Source organism: Dyadobacter sp. BHUBP1 (assembly GCF_050587785.1).
Taxonomy (GTDB): domain Bacteria; phylum Bacteroidota; class Bacteroidia; order Cytophagales; family Spirosomataceae; genus Dyadobacter.
This window is the reverse complement of sequence record NZ_JBOBIH010000002.1, coordinates 348439-371196: the sequence shown is the minus strand read 5'-3', so window position 1 is coordinate 371196 and position 22758 is coordinate 348439. Positions and strand designations below refer to the sequence as shown.

The 22758-nt window shown below is 50.2% G+C and carries 16 protein-coding genes; 13 read left to right on the top strand and 3 right to left on the bottom strand.

What is annotated here, in order from left to right:
* Nucleotides 1-3: 3 nt before the first annotated feature.
* From ACQ4MZ_RS08270 to ACQ4MZ_RS08245, 6 genes are all read left to right on the top strand, one after another.
* Nucleotides 4-831, top strand: a complete 828-nt coding sequence (locus ACQ4MZ_RS08270; protein WP_430844226.1) for a sugar phosphate isomerase/epimerase family protein — start codon at nt 4-6, stop codon at nt 829-831.
* A 200-nt stretch (nt 832-1031) separates the two neighbouring features.
* Nucleotides 1032-3506: a TonB-dependent siderophore receptor gene (locus ACQ4MZ_RS08265; RefSeq protein WP_430844225.1), complete on the top strand. Its 2475-nt coding sequence runs from the start codon at nt 1032-1034 to the stop codon at nt 3504-3506.
* A 21-nt stretch (nt 3507-3527) separates the two neighbouring features.
* On the top strand, nt 3528-4697 hold the full coding sequence (locus ACQ4MZ_RS08260; RefSeq protein WP_430844223.1) for a PepSY-associated TM helix domain-containing protein: 1170 nt from the start codon (nt 3528-3530) through the stop codon (nt 4695-4697).
* Between the two features lie 110 nt (nt 4698-4807).
* Nucleotides 4808-5101, top strand: a complete 294-nt coding sequence (locus ACQ4MZ_RS08255) for a type II toxin-antitoxin system HigB family toxin (RefSeq protein WP_430844221.1) — start codon at nt 4808-4810, stop codon at nt 5099-5101.
* Nucleotides 5098-5481, top strand: coding sequence for a transcriptional regulator (locus ACQ4MZ_RS08250; RefSeq protein WP_430844220.1), 384 nt, complete (start codon nt 5098-5100; stop codon nt 5479-5481). Before ACQ4MZ_RS08255 ends, ACQ4MZ_RS08250 begins: the two co-directional genes overlap by 4 nt.
* 64 nt (nt 5482-5545) lie before the next feature.
* A complete protein-coding gene (locus ACQ4MZ_RS08245) occupies nt 5546-5758 on the top strand; it encodes a hypothetical protein (protein WP_430844219.1) in 213 nt (70 codons plus the stop codon).
* Between the two features lie 122 nt (nt 5759-5880).
* On the opposite strand, the gene bioB is transcribed toward ACQ4MZ_RS08245, so the two are convergent.
* The 3 genes from bioB to ACQ4MZ_RS08230 all read right to left on the bottom strand — a co-directional run bounded on the left by bioB (nt 5881) and on the right by ACQ4MZ_RS08230 (nt 9166).
* Nucleotides 5881-6861 (bottom strand): biotin synthase BioB, encoded by a 981-nt coding sequence (gene bioB / locus ACQ4MZ_RS08240; protein ID WP_430844217.1) that lies wholly within the window; start codon nt 6859-6861, stop codon nt 5881-5883.
* Between the two features lie 143 nt (nt 6862-7004).
* On the bottom strand, nt 7005-8435 hold the full coding sequence (locus ACQ4MZ_RS08235) for a glycoside hydrolase family 125 protein (protein WP_430844216.1): 1431 nt from the start codon (nt 8433-8435) through the stop codon (nt 7005-7007).
* Between the two features lie 179 nt (nt 8436-8614).
* A complete protein-coding gene (locus ACQ4MZ_RS08230) occupies nt 8615-9166 on the bottom strand; it encodes a GNAT family N-acetyltransferase (RefSeq protein WP_430844214.1) in 552 nt (183 codons plus the stop codon).
* A 301-nt stretch (nt 9167-9467) separates the two neighbouring features.
* On the opposite strand from ACQ4MZ_RS08230, the gene ACQ4MZ_RS08225 reads away from it, so the two are divergent.
* The 7 genes from ACQ4MZ_RS08225 (at nt 9468) to ACQ4MZ_RS08195 (ending at nt 22595) form a co-directional block, all read left to right on the top strand.
* Nucleotides 9468-10592, top strand: coding sequence for a Gfo/Idh/MocA family protein (locus ACQ4MZ_RS08225; protein ID WP_430844213.1), 1125 nt, complete (start codon nt 9468-9470; stop codon nt 10590-10592).
* Between the two features lie 620 nt (nt 10593-11212).
* Nucleotides 11213-11686, top strand: coding sequence for an IS200/IS605 family transposase (gene tnpA / locus ACQ4MZ_RS08220; RefSeq protein ID WP_430844212.1), 474 nt, complete (start codon nt 11213-11215; stop codon nt 11684-11686).
* Between the two features lie 45 nt (nt 11687-11731).
* Nucleotides 11732-15472 carry a PVC-type heme-binding CxxCH protein gene (locus ACQ4MZ_RS08215; RefSeq protein WP_430844210.1) on the top strand — a complete coding sequence of 1247 codons (3741 nt, stop codon included), beginning with the start codon at nt 11732-11734 and terminating at the stop codon, nt 15470-15472.
* Nucleotides 15473-15749: 277 nt separating this feature from the next.
* Entirely contained in the window at nt 15750-18941 is a 3192-nt protein-coding gene (locus ACQ4MZ_RS08210; RefSeq protein ID WP_430844208.1) for a SusC/RagA family TonB-linked outer membrane protein, read from the top strand.
* A 9-nt stretch (nt 18942-18950) separates the two neighbouring features.
* A complete protein-coding gene (locus ACQ4MZ_RS08205) occupies nt 18951-20834 on the top strand; it encodes a RagB/SusD family nutrient uptake outer membrane protein (protein WP_430844206.1) in 1884 nt (627 codons plus the stop codon).
* 11 nt (nt 20835-20845) lie between these two features.
* Nucleotides 20846-21535 (top strand): DUF3823 domain-containing protein, encoded by a 690-nt coding sequence (locus ACQ4MZ_RS08200; RefSeq protein WP_430844205.1) that lies wholly within the window; start codon nt 20846-20848, stop codon nt 21533-21535.
* 187 nt (nt 21536-21722) lie between these two features.
* Entirely contained in the window at nt 21723-22595 is an 873-nt protein-coding gene (locus tag ACQ4MZ_RS08195) for an AraC family transcriptional regulator (protein ID WP_430844204.1), read from the top strand.
* Nucleotides 22596-22758 lie beyond the last annotated feature (163 nt).

Sequence of the window (22758 nt, the reverse complement as noted above, 5' to 3'; positions counted from 1 at the left end):
TTGATGAAATACAGCATGAACCTCCTTTTGTGGGGAAACCAGATTGATGAAAACCTATTTCCTACCCTCGAACTCATCAAAGAGATCGGTTTTGACGGCGTCGAGGTGCCTATTTTCAATACAAATCCAGACCATTGGTTCAAGTTCCGACAGAAGCTCGATAGCCTGGGCCTCGCGTGCGAGACCGACACGATCTGCGGGCCTTCGGAGCACCTCATCAGTTCCGACCCGATCATGCGCCGCCACACGATCGATCATTTGAAACGTGCATTGGATTGCTCACTCGTACTTGGTGCAAGTCGCCTGATGGGTCCCTACCATTCGGCATTGGGTGTCTTCACCGGAAAACCGGCCACGGAAGAAGAATGGCAATGGGGAATCGAGGGAATCCGTGAAGTAGCCGACTACGCAGAGTCTCTAGACATCACCCTGGGTTTGGAATACCTCAATCGCTTCGAGCTGTACCTTACCAGCTGCGGCGACGAAATTATCCGCTTCGTGGACGACGTGAACCATCCGAACTGCAAGATCATGTTCGACACCTTCCACGCGAATATTGAAGAGAAAAATATCGGCGACACCATCCGCAAGGCCGGCGACCGCATTTCGTTCATCCAACTTTCCGAAAACGACCGCTCCACGCCCGGCAAGGGTAATGTGGATTGGGAAGGCGTTTTCCAGTCAATCCGCGACATCCAATACGATGGGTGGATCAGCATCGAGGCATTCAGCCCGAAACTGCCGGTGGCCAACATCTGGCGCAAGATGTTCGATTCGGAAGAGCAGCTGATGCGCGACGGACTGGCATTCATCAAATCCAACTTGGGATAATCTTTCCTGTTTTTATTGCCAGTTAAATGTATCCAAAAGTCACATTTAACTGGCAATAAAAGTATTAACAGAAAAAATTGAACAATTAGAACGAATTAAAAAATGAGTACAGAATAACAGAATTCATTATTTGGGATTGGTCTAAATAAGACTACTTTTGGCTTCGTTTTGCCATAGCCAGTCTATTTAACCCCAATATCATGAGGATATTTTGTTTACTCATCCTTTCTCTTTGTTGCTTCACCGCCTTTGCGCAAACAGGCCAGATTAAAGGTAATATTAAGAACGACGCGGGCCAGCCAGTGGAATCTATCAACCTGATCCTCAAAGGGACGGGACATGGAACATTGACAGATGCTGACGGCGATTTTGAATTTAAAGCGTTGGTACCCGGCCACTATGTACTCGTTGGTACGGGTGTGGGCATCAAGCGTATCAACCGCAACGTGCAAGTGAAGGCAGATGAAACCGCCACCCTCGAAATCACTACCGAAGAAAATACCCAGGAATTACAAACCGTAGAAATAGTCGGTAACCGCGGGACCAGCTACAAAAACGACCTCTCTTTTATCGCCAGCAAGACCGCCACGCCGATTAAGGAAGTTCCTCAGGCTATTTCTTACATTACCAAGGAAGTAATGCGCGACCAGGGGGTGTTCCTGATGGGCGACGCCGTGAAAAACATGAGCGGTGTAAATCAGTTTACATTCTATGATGATCTCACGATCCGCGGCTTCCGGATGAACGGCGGCAGCACTACCCAGCTCGTGAACGGGCTGCGTACATTTTCGGGCTTCTGGAAACAGCCGCCGGTAAACTACCTCGAACGCGTGGAAGTCATCAAAGGCGCTGCATCCGCATTGTACGGCAACACTTCGCCTGGCGGGACAATCAACCGCGTGACCAAAAAACCGCTCGATATGCCCCGGAAATCATTGAGCTTTACGACCGGCAGCTTCAATACCCTGCGCACGCTGGCCGATTTTACCGGCCCGATGAACGAAAGCAAAACTTTGCTTTACCGCCTCAACCTGGGCTATGTGAATGCACAAGGCTTCCGCAATATGCAGTTTGATAAAAACATCATTGTCGCGCCGTCCGTATCATTCCTGCCTACCGACAAAACCCGCATCAACTTCGACCTCGTTTTCAACCGTTCCAACAGCCGCCTCGACCGTGGCCAGTCTGTGAAGGGAAATGACTTGTATTCGAGCTCGATCCGCACCTCGCTGAATGCAGTGAATGATTATCTCAATGAAGAAACCTACCTGATTACCACTTCTTTGAACCACCAGTTTACTCAGAATACCTCATTCAACGTCGCTTACCTGCGTACGGGCTATTCTGAAGACCTCCTCGAACACCGCAGCAGTAACGCGAATGCTGTGGATTCGGCAGGAAAGGCTATCGAAAACCTGGTAGCGCGGCAGGTGTTTGTCCGTAAAACGAAGTCGTTCATGGATAACGTATCGCTGTTTTTCAACCACAATTTCAACACCGGCATTGCGGAGCACAAACTCGTAGCAGGTTACGATTTTATCCAATCGTCGACGCCGAAAGGCTCAGGCCAGCAGACCGCGAACGGTTACCTGCTCAAAGCCGGCGGTGCAGCAGCTTACAATCCCAAAACGCCAGAAAAGTATGTGTTCTACAACTATACCGAGAACGGCGTTACTTACAGCATTCCCAAGCCGAATATTTCGCACTACGACCTTACGCTGCAAAACAACAACATGGAAGATCCTTCCAAATATATTTACAACGTGACGGCCAATTCTGCAACCACTCCGGTGCTTTATAAATTACACGGGTTGTATTTGCAGGAACAACTGAAAATCAAAAAGTTGCAGATTCTGCTCGGCTTACGCTACGACACCTACATTGATAAAAAAGGCTACACCACCAACAACGAGCAGAATGTAACGCAGCATGCATTGCTGCCGCGCATCGGGGCCGTTTATTCACTCACAAACCATGTCAATGTGTACGGTACTTACACCCAGGGCTACAACCCGCAAGACCCTGTTGTACAAAGCAACCCACTATCCGGCGGGCCATTCGACCCGATTCGCAGCAGCCTTTCGGAAGCTGGTTTAAAAACGGAATGGCTTGACGGCCGCCTGACCGCGAATGTCTCGGTTTACAAAATCACCCAGAGCAACACCCTGTATTCAGCCAATGCAGCCGACCGACCCGACCTGATGATCCAGGTGGGTAAGGAAACTGCAAAGGGGGTTGAATTCGACGTAACCGGGAATATCCTTCCGAACTGGAACGTGATCATGACTTACAGCTACAACGATGCGAAGATCACCGATGCGGGCTCAAAGGCCACTGATCAGGTGCTGGTGAACCTGCAAAAACCCAATGCGCCAAAAAACCAGGGCAGTGTATGGACAAAATACACCTTCGTGGACAACTTCCTGAGCGGCTTCGGCGTCGGGCTCGGTGGTAACTTCGTAACGGAGCGTAACCTATCGCTGAACAACACCCAGACATTGCCCGGCTACGCTTTGCTGAACGGGGCTTTCTATTACAAAATCGACAAATTCCAGTTCCAGGTCAACCTCAACAACCTGGGTAACAAGACCTATTGGGTAGGCGGGTATGATTACCTGCGCCTCTTCCCGGGCGCGCCACGCAACTTCATGGCGACCATTTCTTACACTTTCTAATGCGTGCTATTTCATAAATCTGTGAAAAAGACATTCAAGAGAATTGCGTCGCAACTGCATTTATGGCTGGGGGTTTCCTCCGGCCTTGTGGTTTTTATAGTGGCGCTAACGGGAAGCATCCTGGTTTTCGAGGAGGAGCTGGAACCAGTCATTTACCCGAAGTTCCACGTCGTAGAAGCGTCGAAGGATCAATCAACGCTTCCGTTGGATAAGTTACGTTCCGCCGTCGCGAGCGCCTACCCCAAGCAGCGCATTGCCCGCATTGTGATCGAGCCCCACCCAAGCCGAACGGTCATATTTGGTTTGGTGAAAGGCAAGAAAGAAAAGGATGTCTTTTCAGTAGCTGTAAGCCCCTACACCGCTGAAATCACCGACACACGCCGCGAAAATGAATCCTTCTTCCATATTGTGCTCCAATTGCACCGCTACCTGTGCCTGGAAAACACTGGCAAAGCCATTACCGGTGTCGCTACCATTATGTTCATCGTGATCATGATCACCGGCCTTGCTCTCTGGTGGCCCAACCGCAAGCAAGCTAAACAACGCTTTACCATCAAATGGAATGCCAAATTCAAGCGCCTCAACTGGGATTTGCATGCTGTTTTTGGCTTCTATGTATTGCCGTTCACCTTCCTGATCGCATTAACCGGCCTCGTTTGGAGTTATCAATGGGTCAACAATATGATCTACCTCACCTTCGACGGCAAACCGCAGCAAAAACGCGAGGCGCCCGCGAATGTTGGCATTAGGAATACAACGTCAATGGGCACATTAGCCAAAATAATCTCCGAAACCAATCGCCTCCTCCCCCATCCGGGCCGCATTCAGTTCACATTGCCCGAATCGGACAGTCTTTCCATTACCGTTTCCAAAGTCAATGAAACCGCCTCGGTCAGCAACGTCGTCGATTTCTTGTATTTCGATCAAAACGACGGCCATTTGCTCGGTAAGCGCCTTTATGATGATGAAACTACGGGTATGAAAGTACGGCGGCTCGTATTTCCGATTCACACCGGGAGCATTTGGGGATGGCCTACGAAGGTGCCGGCACTGATTGTTGCTTTGATTACCGCTACTTTGCCGGTTACGGGGATGGTGATTTGGGTTGGGAGGAAGTTTAAGAAGAAGAAAGTGGTGAGAAAAAATGCCGCGCCGCATACCGCCGGCCATGCGAAGGCTGCCGTTAGTTAACTGCCCTTCCGTCTAATAAGTCAAATAGGAGACTTGATAAAGAGATCCCTGATAAAGCTGAGACTCACTTAGTTTTATCAGGGATTTTTATTAGCACTTCATCAAACATTATGGTTATATTTAGTTATTCAACGCTCCGCAATTTCTTTTATAAACACCCTGATTCGAAAGAGGCACTAATTGACTGGTTTAAAACAACAGAAAAGGAAAGCTTTTCCACATTCCACGACCTAAAACAAAAGTTTAATTCTGTGGATTCGGTAGGCAATGATCTGTATATTTTTAACATCCGGGGCAACAAATATCGACTCATAAGCCGAATCCATTTCGACATCCGCACCGTCTACATCAGATTTATCGGGACGCACCAACAGTACGATAAGATTAATATTCGATTACTATGAAAGACTTGAAACCAACCTACACGGTCACCAACGACGATGAACATGCCGCACTGATCGAGCAGGCGGGAGCTTTGATGAAGAAAGGTGAAGCTAACGTTACTGCTGATGAGAAGCTACACATCCGAGCAATGGCTGAGGCCTTAATGGAATATGAGAAGAACGCTTACCCCATTCCCGAGCCTTCTACATTCGAGGAATTTCTTGAACGCCGGATGTATGACATGAAGCGTGAAGGAAAAGACCTTGCTCTGACACTGGGCATCTCGCAAAAGGAGCTGGAAATGATCATTTGGGAGGATCACAAGCCGGATCCTGCATTGTTGGAAGTAATTAAAACTAAACTCGACATTCCCGGGGATCTCGTTCTTAATTACGCTTAACCGTTACAAAATAATAACAGGATATAATTGGTGGACTTTTCCCACAAATCATTTACTTCGCTTCATGCAAACTTTCAGCTCTGTGGAGGAAGCGTTCGAGTGGTGGCTTAAAAACATCTACCCCGCGATCCCCGCAGAAACCAAAGAAGGCAGATACCGCAATGCATGGCGTGATTATACTTTTAAGAAGGGCATCTCGCAGAAGCGCATGAAGGAGATCCTGGCCGATTTTGGCGACGTTCACGAAAAGACTATCATCTCTTTTAAGTTGAAATAAAAAATTTACCCCTCACATGTGGGATTACCCCACACAAGAGTTCGAAATTAACGTAATCTTCCATCAACCTATTATTAAGAGAACTATGGACACACTCGACCCCCCAACCAGTAATGATGTAATTAAGCATTCACCTCCTCTTTAACCAAAGCTTTTAACCCCAAGACCTCCATCATCTCCCGATCCTGCCCAATTCCCGGATTCGGCGTGACCAGTAACTCCCCATTCTCATTCGTAAAAATAGAATTGGCACCAGCCATAAAGCAGAATGCCTGCTCATATTCACTCATCTCGATACGTCCGGCGCTGAGTCGAACCATCGCTTTGGGCATCAGGATGCGGGCGGTGGCGATCATGCGTACCATTTCCCAGGTATCGACCTTTTTCATATCGCCCAACGGTGTTCCCTGTACGCGGGCGAGCGCATTCACGGGTACGGACTCCGGGTGCTCGGGCATCGTGGCTAAAGTGTGGAGCATTTGAATGCGGTTCTCTCGGGTTTCACCAAGGCCGATGATACCTCCGCAGCACACGGATATACCTGCATTGCGCACATGGTCGACAGTGTTCAGGCGGTCGTCGTAAGTACGCGTGGTGATGATTTGGTCGTAGTATTCAGAGGAAGAGTCCAGGTTGTGGTTATAAGCGTAAAGGCCGGCGGCTTTGAGCTTTTCGGCCTGGGTTTCAGTCAGCATGCCGAGCGTACAGCATACTTCAAGTCCCAGCCCGGCTACTTCGGTCACCATTTCGAGTACACGGTCGAAATCGCGGTTGTCCTTCACTTCCCGCCAGGCCGCGGCCATACAAAAACGGCTCGAACCACTCTCACGGGCACGACGGGCGATGGCTACCACATCATCCTTTTTCATCAATGCTTTTACATTAATGCCTGTCTGGTACCGTGCGGCTTGTCCGCAATAGGCGCAGTCTTCGGGACAACCGCCGGTTTTGATGGACAACAACGTGCACACCTGAATGCGCTCCGGATCGTGCCATTGGCGGTGAACAGTCGCACCATCATAGATCAGTTGCAGTAAAGGGCGGTTGTAAATGGCTTCGATTTCGTCGAGCGTCCAGTCATTGCGGATGGTGGCGGTTTGCATGTGACATTGTTTTTGAACCAAATGTAGCCCGCCAGCCGGCTCAGGATTGCGTCCGGTTTAGCAGAAACCCCGTAGTCCGGTACTACAAAATGCCTCCCGGTTTGTAGTCCGGGAGGCATCGGAGAATGGCATCGTGCAAATGCCTAATATACTTTCGCCAGCAAGTGCGGGCGCTCTTTTTCGAGTTTCAGGATCAGTTCGCCGAACAGCGTGTTCACCCATGCAAACCAATTACGCGTGAATTTCGAATCATCATCTTTATCGAATGACTCGTGCATGAAACCGGTGTGGTTATGGGTTGTTTTAAGCAGTTTCAGCTGCGCTTCAATCTCTTTGTCGCTGGTTGAGGTGATGGCGCGTGCGATAATCCCCATCGGCCAGACCTGGTTCACCAGCGTATGCGGACTGCCCAACCCTTCTCCCGCCTTTCCTTTGAAGAAATACGGATTGGAATCGCTCAGCACATATTTACGCGTATTGATATAAATCGGGTCTTTCACCGAAACAGCATTCAGGTAAGGCAAACTAATAAGCCCCGGAATACCGGCATCATCCATCATCACATGGTTTCCAAAACCATCGGCTTCGAATGCGTAGATTTTCCCAAATTCCGTATGCTCAATGACGGCGTGCTTTTTCAGCGCAGCTTCTACTTCACTCGCCAGCGCCCTGAAATCAGCCGCCAGTTTCGCGTTTTTCGTGGCTGATGCTTTTTCCAACAGCTCTGCTACCTCGCGGAACGAAACGACCGCGAAGAAGTTAGAAGGAATGAAGAACGAGAAAATCGTCGCATCGTCCGACGGGCGGAAGGTGCTGGCAATCAGCCCCACCGGCTTAATCGGATTACCATAGCCGTTGCCAGGCACAGTATCCGTCGACCAGGAGGTTACCCGACCGAACCTGTAAGGCCCGGGACCGTCTTTGCGCTGTTGCTCCTTGCAAGTTTTGAGCACCAGTTCCATTGCCTTCAACCAATCGGCATCGAAGGGTTTTGTGTCACCGGTGGTTTTCCAGTAGTTATAGGCCAAACGAATGGTATAGCAAAGCGAATCGAGTTCCCATTTACGCTCGTGGAGCATAGGCTTCATGTCCGTCTGATCCTTGGTCCACTCGCTCTCTTTCGGCCGGTCGTAAAATGCGTTGGCGTAAGGATCAATGAGAATGCACTTGGTCTGGCGGTTAACAAGCCCTGCCACCATGTCTTTCAGCTTCGGATCATCTCTCAGCAAGGGCAAATATGGCCAAACCTGCGCCGTACTGTCGCGCAGCCACATGGCATCGATATCGCCGGTAATCACGAAGGTATCGGGTTTGCCGTCTACCGGATTATAATGTACGGTGGTATCGATTGTATTCGGGAAGCAGTTTTCAAAAAGCCACGCCAGTTCGGGATCTTTGATTACCTTTTTCATCCGGGCAATGGTCGCTTCCACGGCCGGACTTGTGAAATTGCGTTTATCGACCGGAATCCGGACCACAGGAAAATCAGCACTTTTTGCGAACGACCATTTCGGAACAGCCATGCCGGCGACCGCCAATGCACCCGCTTTGATGAAGTCTCTTCTTAAGAACATGAGGTAGGTTTATATGGGATGCTCGATACAATAAAAAAGCAATTTAGACAAAATTTGCAGACGCCCATCTACAAATTTCGAAACCTCAACCTAACCGTTTGATAATAAACAAGAGCCGTTTAATCAAAGCTTATCCAAGGGCTTCTTCGGGCATAAAAACAGCGTGACGCGGCAACATTTCAAAGATCGCGCACCATATGGAAGTACCGGTGCCCCATAAAGTCTTTCTCGCCGATGGCTTCAAAACCCAGCCTTTCGTACAGTTTCCTGGCAGCGGGATTCACTCTATCCACAATCAGTCCTGCACGAGCATGCCCGAGCGCCCCTGCATGTACGCATAAGGCGCGGATCAGCTGACTTCCAATGCCCTTTCCCTGATGCCCCTGGTGTACATTGATGCAATCGAAGTAGAATTCTCCCGGACCGGTTTCGTCGTCCGGATCGAAGGTTGGGTCCGCTTCGTGGAGCTTATCCAGCACAGGTTGTCGCAACACATGCAGCAAGGCGCCGTCGTAACCATTGATGGAGCCGATAACGCCTGCCTCCGTTTCGAAAACCAGCGTGTTGGTATAGCTGTATTGATTGGCCGGATGCAGAAAAAAATCACGAAAGAAGGGGATCGCATCGGCGTGGTTATCCGAGCGTGCGAAAATACCTGCAATATGCCCCATGCCGAGAATCAGCAACGGCGCTACGGAATCAGCATCTTCGGGACGGGCGGGTCGGATCATAAAAAGGGAATTTTGGTAAAGAAAACGGCTCAATTATCGCAAAATCGACCTTTTCGAGCGCTTTTTCTATCTATTTTTTGCATTAAAACTGATATTAACTTAAAAATAGATCAAAATACGCACAGTACTAATCAAAACTTGAAAAGTTTTTAGCACTATTTTGCTTTAAAATTGTATTGTCGATTACTGTCCACACCAACTCATCTTGAAACACCGGTCCATCCGGCGGGCGGTCTGAGCAGAAACAATGCATATTTCTGTTAAACCGCTGATCTACTGAATCATTAACCTGTTAATCAATATGTCTAAGAAAATTAATGTTGCCATTATCGGATTAGGCTTTGGAGCCGAGTTTATTCCCATTTACCAGCAACATCCCAATGCCAATATGTACGCGATTTGCCAGCGTACCGAATCGAAACTGAATGAAATCGGCGACCAGTATGGCATTGAAGTCCGCTATACCGACTATGACGAGCTACTGAAAGACCCTAACATCGACGCAGTCCACATCAACTCCCCTATCCCCAACCACGCAGAGCAGACATTGAAAGCACTTCGCGCAGGCAAGCACGTGGCATGTACCGTACCGATGGCTACGAGCGTGGAGGATTGCATCGAGATCGTGAAAGCGACCCGCGAAACGGGCAAGAAATATATGATGATGGAAACCGTGGTATACGCCCGCGAATTCCTGTTTGTTAAAGAATTGTACGAAAAAGGCGAGCTGGGCAAAGTTCAGTTCCTCAAAGCGAGCCACCAGCAGGATATGGAAGGCTGGCCCGATTACTGGCCAGGATTGCCTCCGATGCACTACGCGACGCACTGTGTGGGCCCGGTAGCAGGCTTGCTGAAACTGGAAGCGGAATACGTTTCATGCTTCGGTTCAGGAACGATCTCCGAAGACCTGATCAAAATCCACAACTCGCCATTCGCGGTGGAATCGGCGCATATTAAATTCAAAGACAGCGACTTGTCGGCTTATGTATACCGCTCATTGTTCGACGTGGCGCGTCAGTACCGCGAGAGCTTCGAGGTTTACGGCAGCAAAAAATCATTCGAATGGCCGCTGATCGAAGGTGAAGATCCCGTAATCCACACCGCAAAGAAGCCTGAGCATGAAATCCCCGAGCGAGTGCCTACCCCTGACTACGCACATTATCTGCCGGAGGAAATCCGTCATTTCACCGGTCACGGTGTTTACAACCTGGATGATAACGCACACTTGTCGTTCGTACAAGGCGGTGGCCACGGTGGTTCACACCCGCACCTGGCGCACGAGTTCATCAGCGCATTGATCGAAGACCGCGACCCGTTCCCGAATGCATGGCAGTCGGCCAACTGGACGAGCGTAGGTATCCTGGCGCACGAATCGGCATTGCAAGGCGGCGCGATCATCAAGTTGCCGGATTTTAAGAATGTGTAGGTGAAAAGGTTTGGTAGGATAAAATGGAATCAATAAAACGGCATTAGAAATGTTTATGATCCATTCCCAAACAACCAAATCATAACCGCCACAACGTCAACAAATTTTTCTGTGCTACAAATCTTTCGGTGCTCTGCACCTTGAAAAATGGGGTGACGCCTGGATTTTCTACAAGTATTTTGGTGCTCTGCACCATGCATAGAGAATAGAAGATTAACGTAGGTGCACCGCAAGATTTGTAAAAACACGCGGAAAAACAACGCAAATACCAAGGTGCAGAGCACCGCAAGATTTGTAGAAACACACGGTAAACCAAGACAAATGCTAAGGTGCAGAGCACCGCAAGATTTGTAGAAACATGCGGTAAACCAACTCAGATGCCGAGGTGCAGCGCACCGCAAGATTTGTAGAGACACGCGGTAAATCAACGCAAATGCCAAGGTGCAGCGCACCGCAAGATTTGTAAAAACACGCGGTAAAACAACACAAATACCAAGGTGCAGAGCACCGCAAGATTTGTAAAAACACGCGGTAAAACAATACAAATGCCAAGGTGCAGCGCACCGCAAGATTTGTAGAGACACGCGGTAAATTATCACAACAACACACATTATCAAAAAATGGCAAATACCTATACACAGCTATACATACAAATTGTTTTTTCTGTCAAAGGCCGCGAAAGTCTGGTCAGCAAAGAATGGAAAAATGATCTGTATGCCTATGTCGGAGGAATCATCCTCAACCATAAATCGAAACCTTTGGCGATTAATGGAATGCCCGATCACATACATATGCTGATTGGTTACAATCCATCAACACCGTTACCGACATTGGTTGAAGATATTAAAACATCCTCGAACAAGTGGATTAAAGAGCATCACAATATCCCGATGTTCAGCTGGCAAAAAGGTTACGGAGCATTTTCGTACAGCCGTAGCAGCATCGACAATGTGATCCGTTACATTGCCAACCAGGAGGAGCATCATAGAAAAACGACGTTCCGCGAAGAATACCTTCAAATGTTGCGAGACTTTGAAGTTGAATACAAAAATGAATATCTGTTTGATTTCCAGGAAATTTATAAATGGAGTTGACAGATTTTAATTAGTTCCTAAATACAACAAGAAACAATTAATCTAATGAAAACCAAAGCGTTATCCTTTATCTTAGGTATTGTCCTGCTGGGATGTGCCTCTCAGCAAAACTCCCAGAACGCGTCGGTTAAAACTTCCAAAAGTGAAGCGAAGGCTCGCCGTTTGGAAATCCTGTTTCTGGGCGACAAAGGCCATCACAAGCCCGCAGAACGCGTTCCGCAGATCATGGCTGCATTGGGTCCCAAAGGCATCAACTTTACCTACACGGATAACCTCAACGACCTGAACCCCGAGACGCTAAACAAGTACGACGCATTGATGCTGTACGCCAACTGGGACTCGATCGCGCCGCAACAGGCTAAGTCGCTGCTCGACTATGTGGCCAGCGGAAAAGGTTTTATTCCTGTTCACTGCGCTTCTTATTGCTTCCGCAACAACCCGGAAGTTGTGAAACTGATCGGCGGTCAGTTCTGGCGCCATACCTGGGATACGATCCAGCCGGTATGGACCAAGCCTGACCATCCCGCCATCGCAGGCGTGAAGCCATTCAAAACGGTGGATGAAACGTACCTGCACACGTTGCTGCAACCCGACAACGTCGTACTCACCGAGCGCCTGATCCAGAAAGACCAGGAGAAAGACCGTCCCGGACAGCAGAAAGAACCTTATACCTGGGTGAGAACACATGGTAAAGGCCGTATTTTCTACACCGCATATGGCCACGACGAGCGTACCTGGGGCACACAAGGCTTTGCAGACCTGATTGAAAAAGGCATTCTGTGGGCCGTGAACGACGATGCGCGCAAAGCATTGGCCGCATTGGCGCCTAAGCCATTCGAATACCGCGAGGCAAAGCTGCCCAACTATGAGCAGCGCCCCGGTCCGCAAATGCAGCAACTGCCGCTTTCACCGGAAGAGTCGGTGAAGCACATCCAAATCCCGGTTGACTTTACATTGAGCGTCTTCGCACACGAACCCGACGTCATGCACCCCATCGCGATGACCTGGGATGAACGCGGCAGATTGTACGTCCTGATCACCAAGGATTATCCCAACGAACGCAAGGATACCGGCGGCAGCGACTACATCCTGATCTGTGAGGACACCAACAACGATGGCAAGGCTGATAAATTCACCAAGTTTGCCGATGATTTGAGCATTCCTACCGGTATGACTTTCGCAAATGGCGGTCTGGTAGTTTCACAAGCTCCGCACATGCTCTTTTTGCAGGATACTAACGGAGATGACAAGGCTGACGTGAAGAAAATCCTCTTCTCCGGCTTTGGCACAGGCGATACGCACGCGGGACCTTCCAACCTGCATTACGGCTTCGATAACTGGGTTTATGGCTCAGTAGGTTACTCGGGCTTCAAAGGCAAAGTAGGCAACAGCGAACAGCTCGATTTCGGCCAGGCATTGTTCCGCTTCAAACCGGATGGCTCGGATATGGAAATCGTGGCTAAAACCTCGAACAACACGTGGGGATTGGGCTTCAATGAGGCCGGCGATCTGTTCGGCTCAACGGCCAATAACTCGCACGGCTGGTACAGCGCCATTCCTAACCGCTATTTCGGAGCAAGCAAAGTCGATAACGGCAGCCGCAGCACCGATACGCACAAGGATATGCAGCCGATCACCCAGAAAGTACGCCAGGTTGACGTTTTCGGCGGATTTACTGCCGCAGCAGGCCATAACTTCTACACCGCCCGCGCTTATCCGAAGCAATATTGGAACAAAGTCGCATTCGTGTCCGAGCCTACCGGCCACATTCTGCATCAGAATGTGATGGTGAAAAAAGGTACGGATTATGAGGATCAACTCGGCTTCAACCTCCTCGCGGGTGCCGACGAATGGGTCGCTCCCGTATTTGCAGAAGTTGGCCCGGATGGCGCCGTATGGGTAGCCGACTGGTACAGCTACATCATCCAGCACAACCCAACTCCTAAGGGCTCCGAAAACGGAAAAGGTAACGCCTACGAAACGCCGCTGCGCGATTTCACCCATGGTCGCCTCTACCGCATCGGCTGGAAGAATGCACCGAAGTACACGCCGATTGCATTAAGCAAATCGCGTCCGGAAGAATTGGTAGCGACTTTGAAAAACAACAACATGTTCTGGCGCCAGCACGCGCAACGCCTTTTGGTGGAACGCGGCAACAAGGATGTGGTTGCAAAACTAATTGAACTCGTTAAAGACAAATCGGTTGACGAAATCGGCTTGAATACCGCTGCTATCCACGCATTGTGGACATTGGAAGGCCTGAATGCGATCTCCGACCCGCAAGTACTGCCGGTGGTGGTGGAAGCATTGAAACACCCATCCAACGATGTACGCAAAACGGCTGTAAAAGTACTTCCACGCACCGCCGCGACCGGCGAAGTGTTGCTCACTGCCGATGCATTGCATGACAAAGAGCCGTTGGTAGTCTTGAACACGCTCCTGGCATTCTCTGAAATTCCGTTGACTCCGCAAATCGAAACGGCTGTGCTTACATTGCTGGATACCTATTCCAATGCAGAAGACCGCTGGATGCCGGATGCATTTGCCGCTATCCTGAACTCGCATGACGGAGCATTGCGCACAAAATACATTGCTCAACGTGTTGCGAAAGCTGGTTCAGCGGGTGCTACCCAACAAACAGCCGCTGCCAGCCACGCAGACCACTCGGCAATGAACCACGAAGGCCACGGCGCAAGCAAAGTGACGGTACAGGGCTCCGCTGACCTTGCGGTAACCAACATTACGATCGAGCCGAAAACGCCTTACGTACGTGAATATGCCCGCGTGGTGATCGAAATTACCAACATCGGGTCAATACCTGTGACCAAGGAGCAGGTGCCGACGGTGAATGTGGGTATCCGCAGCCGTTCTCTGAACACCAATTACATCAGCCGCCAACTCACCAACGGCATCGCGCCGGGCGAAACGGTGAAGCTCGTAGAAGGTAACAACGGTCCGTGGAAAACTGCATTCGGTTTCTCATCTGATGAAGCAGGTAAAGTGAATGTAACCGCGACCGTGGATGTGGATAATGTGGTTCCTGAAAAAGATGAGAACAAAAACAACACGATGAGCAAGTCGTTCGAAGTGCGTCGTCTCGACCGCCTCTCCGACTTCGCCCTCGAACGTACCGTACGCGGCTACACTTCCTATGCAAGCGGTGACGATGTATTGAAACTCATTCAGACTTCCCAATCACTCGACCCACAAGGCCGCAATGCGATCGTGAAAGGCATTCTCGGAGCATGGAATCCTAAACGTCAGGAGACAGCTAACGACGAAGGCAAAAAACTGCTGGCAAGCGTAAAAAGCACGATCCCGGATGACCTGAGCAGCCGTTACACCACCCTGCTGGAATCTTATGGCATTAAGGAAGAAGTAGCGACCGACCCGAATGTACAAGTCGTGACGATTAAGGCTATTCGTGAAGAAATGAAGTTCACTGTCACCGAATTCACCGCGGTGGCTGGTAAAACGGTTGAGATCGTGTTCGAAAACCCGGATGCGATGCAGCACAACATTGTGGTAGGACGTCCCAAGTCTACCGAGATCATCGGCGCTGCTGCCGACAAGATGATCACCGCCAAAGACGGCGCAGAGAAGAATTATGTACCTAATATCCCTCAGGTTTTGGCCGCGACACCGCTCGTAAACCCCGGCCAGACTTACCGCTTGAAGTTTGTAGTACCGGATCAGGTTGGAGACTATCCGTATGTATGTACGTTCCCTGGCCACTGGCGTCTGATGACCGGGGTCATGAAAGTTGTAAAGGACAAAGGGTTATAATTCTAAACTGTGCTTCGCCTATGCTTTCAAAATTCAATCAAGCTTAGCGTATAACTATCAACGTTCAGATTCGCGGGGCATTTTAAATGCCTCTGCGGATCTGGATGATTGATTTCGAAAGACAAAAATGTGCGACGGGTACCGAAACCCGCCGGAAGGTTATTTTTTTATCATTTTTAAAATAGTATTTATTCAATAATTTTTATTAATAAATAATAATAAAGGTCAATAAAAAGACAATGCTGTAACAACTACTCACATCTAACCCAGGTTAACAATGAACAACCAAAACAGACGAAACCCCTTGCTGGGGCTTCGCAGGCCTCTTTTTGCCCTTTTGGCGGCAGGATGCCTGTCGCCCCAGCAAGGTTGGTCGGAAAAACTCCGCTTCGAACCAGCCCTCACTTACCGGAAACCGGTCGACAAAACGATTACCGGAAAGGTCGTCGACGAAAAGAACAGCCCGCTTCCCGGCGTAAGCGTCGTCGTGAAGGGCACCACCACCGGAAGCATTACGGGTGCCGACGGCACTTTCTCCCTGAACGTGGCAGAAACAGCCACCACACTCTCATTCTCATTCATCGGTTACTCCTCGCAGGAAATCGCGATCGGCAACCAATCGAACATTCAGGTAACCTTGCTGCCTAGCAGCGAGGAGCTCACGGAAGTGGTTGTGGTGGGTTACGGCACACAATCTTCGGCAGCGGTGACCGGCGCGGTAAGCAACATTCAGGCCAAGGACCTGATCCGCACACCGTCGATCGGGACTTCCGATGCATTGGTAGGCCGCGTGCAGGGTATCACCGCCCGCAAGGCCGACGCTCGCCCAGGTGCCGCCACCACCATTCAAATCCGGAACATGGGTACACCCCTGTTCGTCATCGACGGAGTGCCTTCTGACGCCGCCAGCTTTAATAACCTCGGGCAGAACGATATTGAAAGTGTTTCGATCCTGAAAGACGCTTCTGCGGCGATATACGGTCTGCGGGCCGCCAACGGGGTGGTTTTGGTGACTACCAAAAGAGGTAAGGCAGGTGATGGAACGAAGATCAGCCTGTCGGGCTACTATGGTTTGCAAAACTTCACGCGGTACCCCAAGCCTGCCAATGCGTACCAGCACATGCGCGGACTCGTGGAATCGGATGTGAACCAGGGCCGCACGCCATCCATTACCCCTGCGGAACTGGAAAAATGGCGCGTCGGTACCGAAAAGGGCTATCAGAGCTTTAATTACTACGATATGGTGATGCGCCCGAATGTGCCCCAGTACTTCGGCAATGCAAGTGTGCAGGGCGGCAGCGATAAGATGAACTACTTCCTGTCGATCAGCCACCTGAACCAGGATGCATTGATCCGCGATTACAACTTCAAGCGGACCAACATCCAGGCCAACGTCGAAGCGAGTCTTACGAAAGGTTTGAAGGTAGGGACACAGATCAGCGGCCGTATTGAAGACCGCTTCCAGGTGGGTGTTCCGGGTTTGGACGACTACTTCAACCCGTTCCTCAGTATTTTCACCATGTGGCCTACGGAACGTCCTTATGCGAACGATAATCCAAAATACATCAACCAGACCCACAACGTGAACGTAAACCCGGCTACCTATAAAAAGGACGTGACCGGCTACATCGACGAGGTCTGGCGGAATATCAAGGGCAACTTCTACGCCGAATATGATTTCAAATTCGGACTGAAAGCGAAAGGAACCTATTCCTATGCATTCACCAACTTCGATTTCGACGGTTTCGAATATACTTACGATGCCTACACCTACGACGCCAAGAACGATACCTATAATGTAGTACCAGGCGGTGGTAACCAGAATCCCTGGCGCGAACGCCGGAAACGCAATATCGTCGACCGGTTTGCACAGTTCCAGCTGAGTTATGCCAAGGCATTCGGCAACCACGATATCTCTGCCGTAGCCGCATACGAGCGTTCCGACAATGTGAATACTTACCTGGTGGTCCACACCGTTCCGCCGAACAACTACATTCCATTGATGTCGTTTGCCAACCAGGACTTGCTCATCGACGAATGGAGCACCGAAGCGCGGGCCGGTTATGTAGGTAGGATTAATTATGATTTCAAACAAAAATACCTGCTCGAACTCGTGGGCCGCTATGACGGATCGTTTCTGTACGCGCCCGGCAAACGATACGGCTTCTTCCCGGGCGTTTCGGCGGGTTGGCGTATTTCGGAGGAGAATTTCTTCAAAGGCAAGCTTGAAAATGTATTCAGCAGTCTGAAACTCCGCGCCTCGTACGGCCGCACAGGTGCCGACCGTCTAAGCAACAACGACTTTGTGGTGGCGCCATTCAGTTATCTGCCTGGCTACAACTTCTTGCAAGGCAGTGCTATTTTCGACGGCAATTATACCATTGGCGTTCGCCCGAGAGGTTTGCCGATCACCACACTTTCGTGGATCACTAACATTACGACCAACATTGGTCTGGATTTTGGCTTAATGGGTGGAAAGCTCTCCGGCCAGTTTGATATTTTCGAAAGAAAGCGCGAAGGCTTGCCCGCTGCCCGTTACGACGTGCTCCTGCCTTCCGAAGTCGGTTACTCCCTGCCGAACGAAAACCTCAACTCCGATACCCACCGCGGTCTGGAAGGGGTTTTGACCTACAAAAGCTCGGCAGGCCAGGTTGACTACACTTTGAGTGCCAATGCGACATTGTCGCGCCGGCGCGACCTCGATTTTTACAAACCGCGCTTTGGCAACTCTTACAACGAGTACCGGGATAGTTATGTAGACCGCTGGGGCAATATCAACTGGGGTTACCAGGTGGTGGGCCAGTTCCAATCAATGGAAGAGATCGAAAGCCATAAAGTGGACAATGACGGCCAGGGCAACCGCAGCCAGCTTCCGGGCGACTTTATTTACAAAGATGTGAATGGCGACGGCATGATCAACGCCCTCGACGAACGTCCGATCGGCTATGCGGAAGGTGCTAACCCTTATTTGAGCTTCGCATTGAACGGAAGCGTTTCATACAAAGGCTTCTCGATGTTCTTCGATTTCGCCGGTGCTTCGCTGCAAAGTTTCCAGCGCAACTGGGAGTTGAAGATCCCTTACCAGAATAACGGTACCTCGCCGCATTTCATGCTCGAAGACCGCTGGCACCGCGAAGATCCGTTCGATCCGAACAGCAAATGGATTCCAGGCACCTACCCGGCAATCCGCAAGGACAATACCAGCCACGTGAACTTCCGGAAAAGCGATTTCTGGATCACCAATGTGCGTTACATCCGCCTGCGCAACATCGAGCTTGGCTATTCTTTCGACCAGAAAATCTCCAAAAAGCTGGGCCTTTCCGCGTTGCGCATTTATGTGAATGCCTCCAACCTGTTCTCGATCGACAATGTGAAGAAGTACGAGATCGATCCGGAGATTTCATCGGGTAATGCATTGGTGTATCCGCAGCAGCGATTGTTCAATGCAGGTTTCAACCTCACTTTCTAAAAACTGGTTATGAAAAGATTATCACTGAAAATATTTGTCTCTGCCTCCATGCTCGTTTTTGCCGGATGCAACGACTGGCTCGAACGCAAGCCGCAGAACATCATCCTCGAAGAACAGGTCTGGAACGATCCGAAGATGATCACCGGGCTCTTGGCCAACTATTACGATCGCCTGCCTTACCATACCGACCTCAGTCACGGCTCGAATGGTGATGTGAATGCAACCAACCGCGAAGGCTGGCAGGATTTTGCCGCCTATGACGAAGCCATGTGGTCCAATAACGACGATGCGCGCAACAATATCATTAACTACGCCTTCGACCGCTGGCGGCTATGGGATTACGGGCTCATCCGCGACATCAACCTCGCATTGGAGAACATCGAGAAGTACGCCGTGAAGATTTCCGACGCACAAAAAGCACAGTTTTCCGCAGAATTGCGCTTCCTGCGTGCATTCGTGTATTTCGAGCACGTGAAACGCATGGGCGGTGTTCCCCTGGTGACGAAGCAGTTGATCTACAACTTCGACGGCAACCCGGCCGCGCTGCAACAGCCGCGTAATAAGGAAGAAGAAGTGTATGACTTCATCGCCAGCGAGCTGGATGCCGTAAAGGACCTCCTCGGCAATGGTACCAGCAACACCCGCGCCAACAAGTTCACCGCATTGGCCGTTAAAAGCCGCGCGATGCTCTATGCCGCCTCCATTGCCAAATACAATGGCAAAATGGCGTCACCTATTTCCACACCGGGTGGTGAGGTAGGTATTTCCGCGGGTAAAGCCAATGACTACTATGCCAAATCGCTCGCAGCATCGCAGGAAATTATCAACAGCGGGAGTTATGAATTGTACAAATCGAACCCCGATAAAGGCGTGAACTTCTACGAAGCCATCACCAAAAAGAGCGCCAACCGCGAGGTAATCTGGGCGCAGGATTTTCTGGTGAGCAAAGACAAGCGCCACGGCTTTACCTACGACAACATCGCGCGCAATGTGCGGGAGGACAACCTGTCGTCGTCGTCCATAACACCTACGCTGAACCTCGTAGAAGACTATGAATATCTGGATGGTACTTCTGGAGAGCTGAAAAACCGCAATGCCGGCAATACCGACTACATTTATTACGATAAGTTGCAGGACATTTTCGCCAACAAAGATGCCCGGCTCTACGGAACGGTGATCTTTCCCGGAACAACTTTTCGCGGCACGGAAGTGCAGATCCAGGCGGGTGTAAAAGTGTGGGACAATGCTTCCAATGCTTTCAAAACCGTCGAATCCAACGTTTTGGGCTCCACTTATGATGACGGCGGCCTCCTTACCGGTGCTTCCGGCCCTCAACGTTCTCAAACCGAGGTTTCCAATACCGGTTTCTACCTTCGTAAATACGTGGACCAAACGGCGATGTCGAGCACGCGTGGTATCCGCAGCGACATGTGGTGGGTACGCTTCCGGTTGGGCGAAATTTACTTGAACGCCGCCGAGGCTGCATTCGAACTGGGGCAGAATGCGGAAGCGTTGAAATACGCTAACACGCTCCGCGAACGTGCCGGTTTCCCCGCCAACAGCCTGAAAACGCTTACACTCGAAAAGCTGCAAAACGAGCGCCGTGTAGAGCTGGCATTCGAAGACCACCGTGTTTGGGACCTGAAAAGATGGCGCATTGCACATGAAGTATGGAACGGCAACGCGTCCAATCCGGATGCGGTGATGTACGCTCTATATCCTTACCGCGTAGTACGCCCGGGCCACGCCACGCATGGCAAATATGTTTTCGACAAACTTGTAGCGCCGCGTTTCCGTGCGCCGCGGTTCTTCCAGATGGGTAATTACTACTCGGCCATCCAGCAGGTAGTGATCGATAACAATCCGAAAATCGTCCGCAATCCATTCCATTAATTCCAAAAGCAATGAAATCAAGAATCATACAAGGCATTCCCGCGCTGCTGCTGGCATTGATGACCGGCCTTTCCGGATGCGAAAAAGATAACCGCACCGAGCCAAAATCGGTGCTGAAAGGCAGGGTTGTATTCGAGGGACAACCCGTAGGCTTGCGCTCGAATGGTGTGCAGCTCGAACTCTGGCAGCATGGCTACCAGCTTTTTACCAAAATCCCTGTACATGTAGCTCAGGACGGTACATTTTCGGCGTCGCTTTTTGACGGTAACTACAAACTCGTAAGGCTGCGCGGCAATGGCCCGTGGGCAGACAATACCGATTCCATCGACGTCGAATTGCGTGGTTCCAAAGAGATTGATGTGCCAGTCAATCCCTTCTTTATCCTCAAAAACGAAGTGTTTTCCAAAGGCGAAGGCAAGGTATCGGCAACTTTCAATGTGCAGCAGGCTACGGCCGGCCGTACCATCGAAAGGGTGAACCTTTACATTGGCACTACCATGATCGTCGACCCTGGTAACAACGTAGGTAATGCGCAGGAGGTAGCAGCAAACATCACCGACTTGTCAAAACCGATCACGCTGACTGCCGGCCTTCCAGCCAACCTTGCCTCACGCGAGTACATATACGCGCGCATCGGCGTGAAGACTTCGGGTGTCGGCGAGATGCTTTTCGGCATGCCGCAGAAGATTATGCTGAAATAACGAGGCAATTCATTTTCTTACTACTTATCCCGGGTGCGCAGATTTGTCGCACCCGGGATTCGTTGCAACGAGTTCAGAAATTTTGGTTATTTCCACTCGATTGCCTCCTATGATAAATACAAAGGGGCTACCGAAAACATCTTCCGCCATGAAGCATTAACCAACCTTCCTGCGTATATTTAATATTATGAAAGTCGTACAATTCACCATACCCGTTTCCCGCGAAAGTACAATTGTTGTTCAGGAGGAAAAGCTGCCGCATTACTATCCGCATTTGCACCGCCACCGCGAGGTACAGATCGAATGGGTGGTAGAAGGTACGGGAATACTGGTCGCGGGGAACTACATGCAACGGTTCGAATCGGGCGACATTTACATTATCGGGGCCAACCAGTCACATATTTTCAAAAACGATGAGTCCTACTTCAACCCCGACGAGCCCAGGCAGATCCACTCCGTCTCCATATTTTTTGACCCCAATTATTTATCGCAAAATATACTGAGCCTGCCGGAAATGGCCAATATCCGGAAATTCGTAAACGGCGTGCATAACGGCTTTCAGATTCCGGAAGAAGCGCGGGAGGCGGTACAGAAAATCATCTCGGAAATCATTCACCACAAGGAAAGTCAGCGGGTAGCAGCATTTATCAAGCTGCTTTACCAGTTCTCTACCACGCGCGACCTCAAACCGCTTGCGACGAGCAACAGCGAGCAAGTCATCTCCGAAGTCGAGGGGATCCGCATGGACCGCATTTTCCAATACCTGGTCACCAACTACAAACGCCACATTTCGCTCGCCGAAATCTCCGAAATTGCTAACCTCACGCCCCAGGCATTCTGCCGCTATTTCAAGAAGCATACCGACAAGACCTTCGTCAGCTTTCTGAATGAAGTACGTATCAACGAGGCCTGCAAAATCATCCTTTCCGGCAAATTCGACAGCTTTTCCGATATCTGTTACCAGACCGGTTTCGACCACGTGACGAATTTCAACCGGGTGTTTAAAAAGACGACCGGCATGTCACCGGGGGAATATCAGAAGGGGTTTAGGGATATTTAGGCGTTGCAGGGGTGTTGTCAGGTGTTGTCATTGGTAGTCAGGAATAGTTTAGGAGGCTCCGCTGGGGCCGGGCGGTCCAAACTCACCCAAATTCACTTAATACTGCCCAATCCACGCATTATGCCTCGAATTGGCTAAATTGGGGACTGATTATCTATGCTCT

Excerpts from the sequence above, each read along its gene's own strand:
- ACQ4MZ_RS08265 (WP_430844225.1), top strand. The coding sequence starts at position 1,032 with ATGAGGATATTTTGTTTACTCATCCTTTCTCTTTGTTGCTTCACCGCC.
- ACQ4MZ_RS08205 (WP_430844206.1), top strand. The coding sequence starts at position 18,951 with ATGAAAAGATTATCACTGAAAATATTTGTCTCTGCCTCCATGCTCGTT.
- ACQ4MZ_RS08230 (WP_430844214.1), bottom strand. The coding sequence starts at position 9,166 with ATGATCCGACCCGCCCGTCCCGAAGATGCTGATTCCGTAGCGCCGTTG.
- tnpA (WP_430844212.1), top strand. The coding sequence starts at position 11,213 with ATGGCAAATACCTATACACAGCTATACATACAAATTGTTTTTTCTGTC.
- ACQ4MZ_RS08215 (WP_430844210.1), top strand. The coding sequence starts at position 11,732 with ATGAAAACCAAAGCGTTATCCTTTATCTTAGGTATTGTCCTGCTGGGA.
- bioB (WP_430844217.1), bottom strand. The coding sequence starts at position 6,861 with ATGCAAACCGCCACCATCCGCAATGACTGGACGCTCGACGAAATCGAA.
- ACQ4MZ_RS08235 (WP_430844216.1), bottom strand. The coding sequence starts at position 8,435 with ATGTTCTTAAGAAGAGACTTCATCAAAGCGGGTGCATTGGCGGTCGCC.
- ACQ4MZ_RS08200 (WP_430844205.1), top strand. The coding sequence starts at position 20,846 with ATGAAATCAAGAATCATACAAGGCATTCCCGCGCTGCTGCTGGCATTG.
- ACQ4MZ_RS08195 (WP_430844204.1), top strand. The coding sequence starts at position 21,723 with ATGAAAGTCGTACAATTCACCATACCCGTTTCCCGCGAAAGTACAATT.
- ACQ4MZ_RS08270 (WP_430844226.1), top strand. The coding sequence starts at position 4 with ATGAAATACAGCATGAACCTCCTTTTGTGGGGAAACCAGATTGATGAA.
- ACQ4MZ_RS08245 (WP_430844219.1), top strand. The coding sequence starts at position 5,546 with ATGCAAACTTTCAGCTCTGTGGAGGAAGCGTTCGAGTGGTGGCTTAAA.
- ACQ4MZ_RS08225 (WP_430844213.1), top strand. The coding sequence starts at position 9,468 with ATGTCTAAGAAAATTAATGTTGCCATTATCGGATTAGGCTTTGGAGCC.
- ACQ4MZ_RS08210 (WP_430844208.1), top strand. The coding sequence starts at position 15,750 with ATGAACAACCAAAACAGACGAAACCCCTTGCTGGGGCTTCGCAGGCCT.
- ACQ4MZ_RS08255 (WP_430844221.1), top strand. The coding sequence starts at position 4,808 with ATGGTTATATTTAGTTATTCAACGCTCCGCAATTTCTTTTATAAACAC.
- ACQ4MZ_RS08250 (WP_430844220.1), top strand. The coding sequence starts at position 5,098 with ATGAAAGACTTGAAACCAACCTACACGGTCACCAACGACGATGAACAT.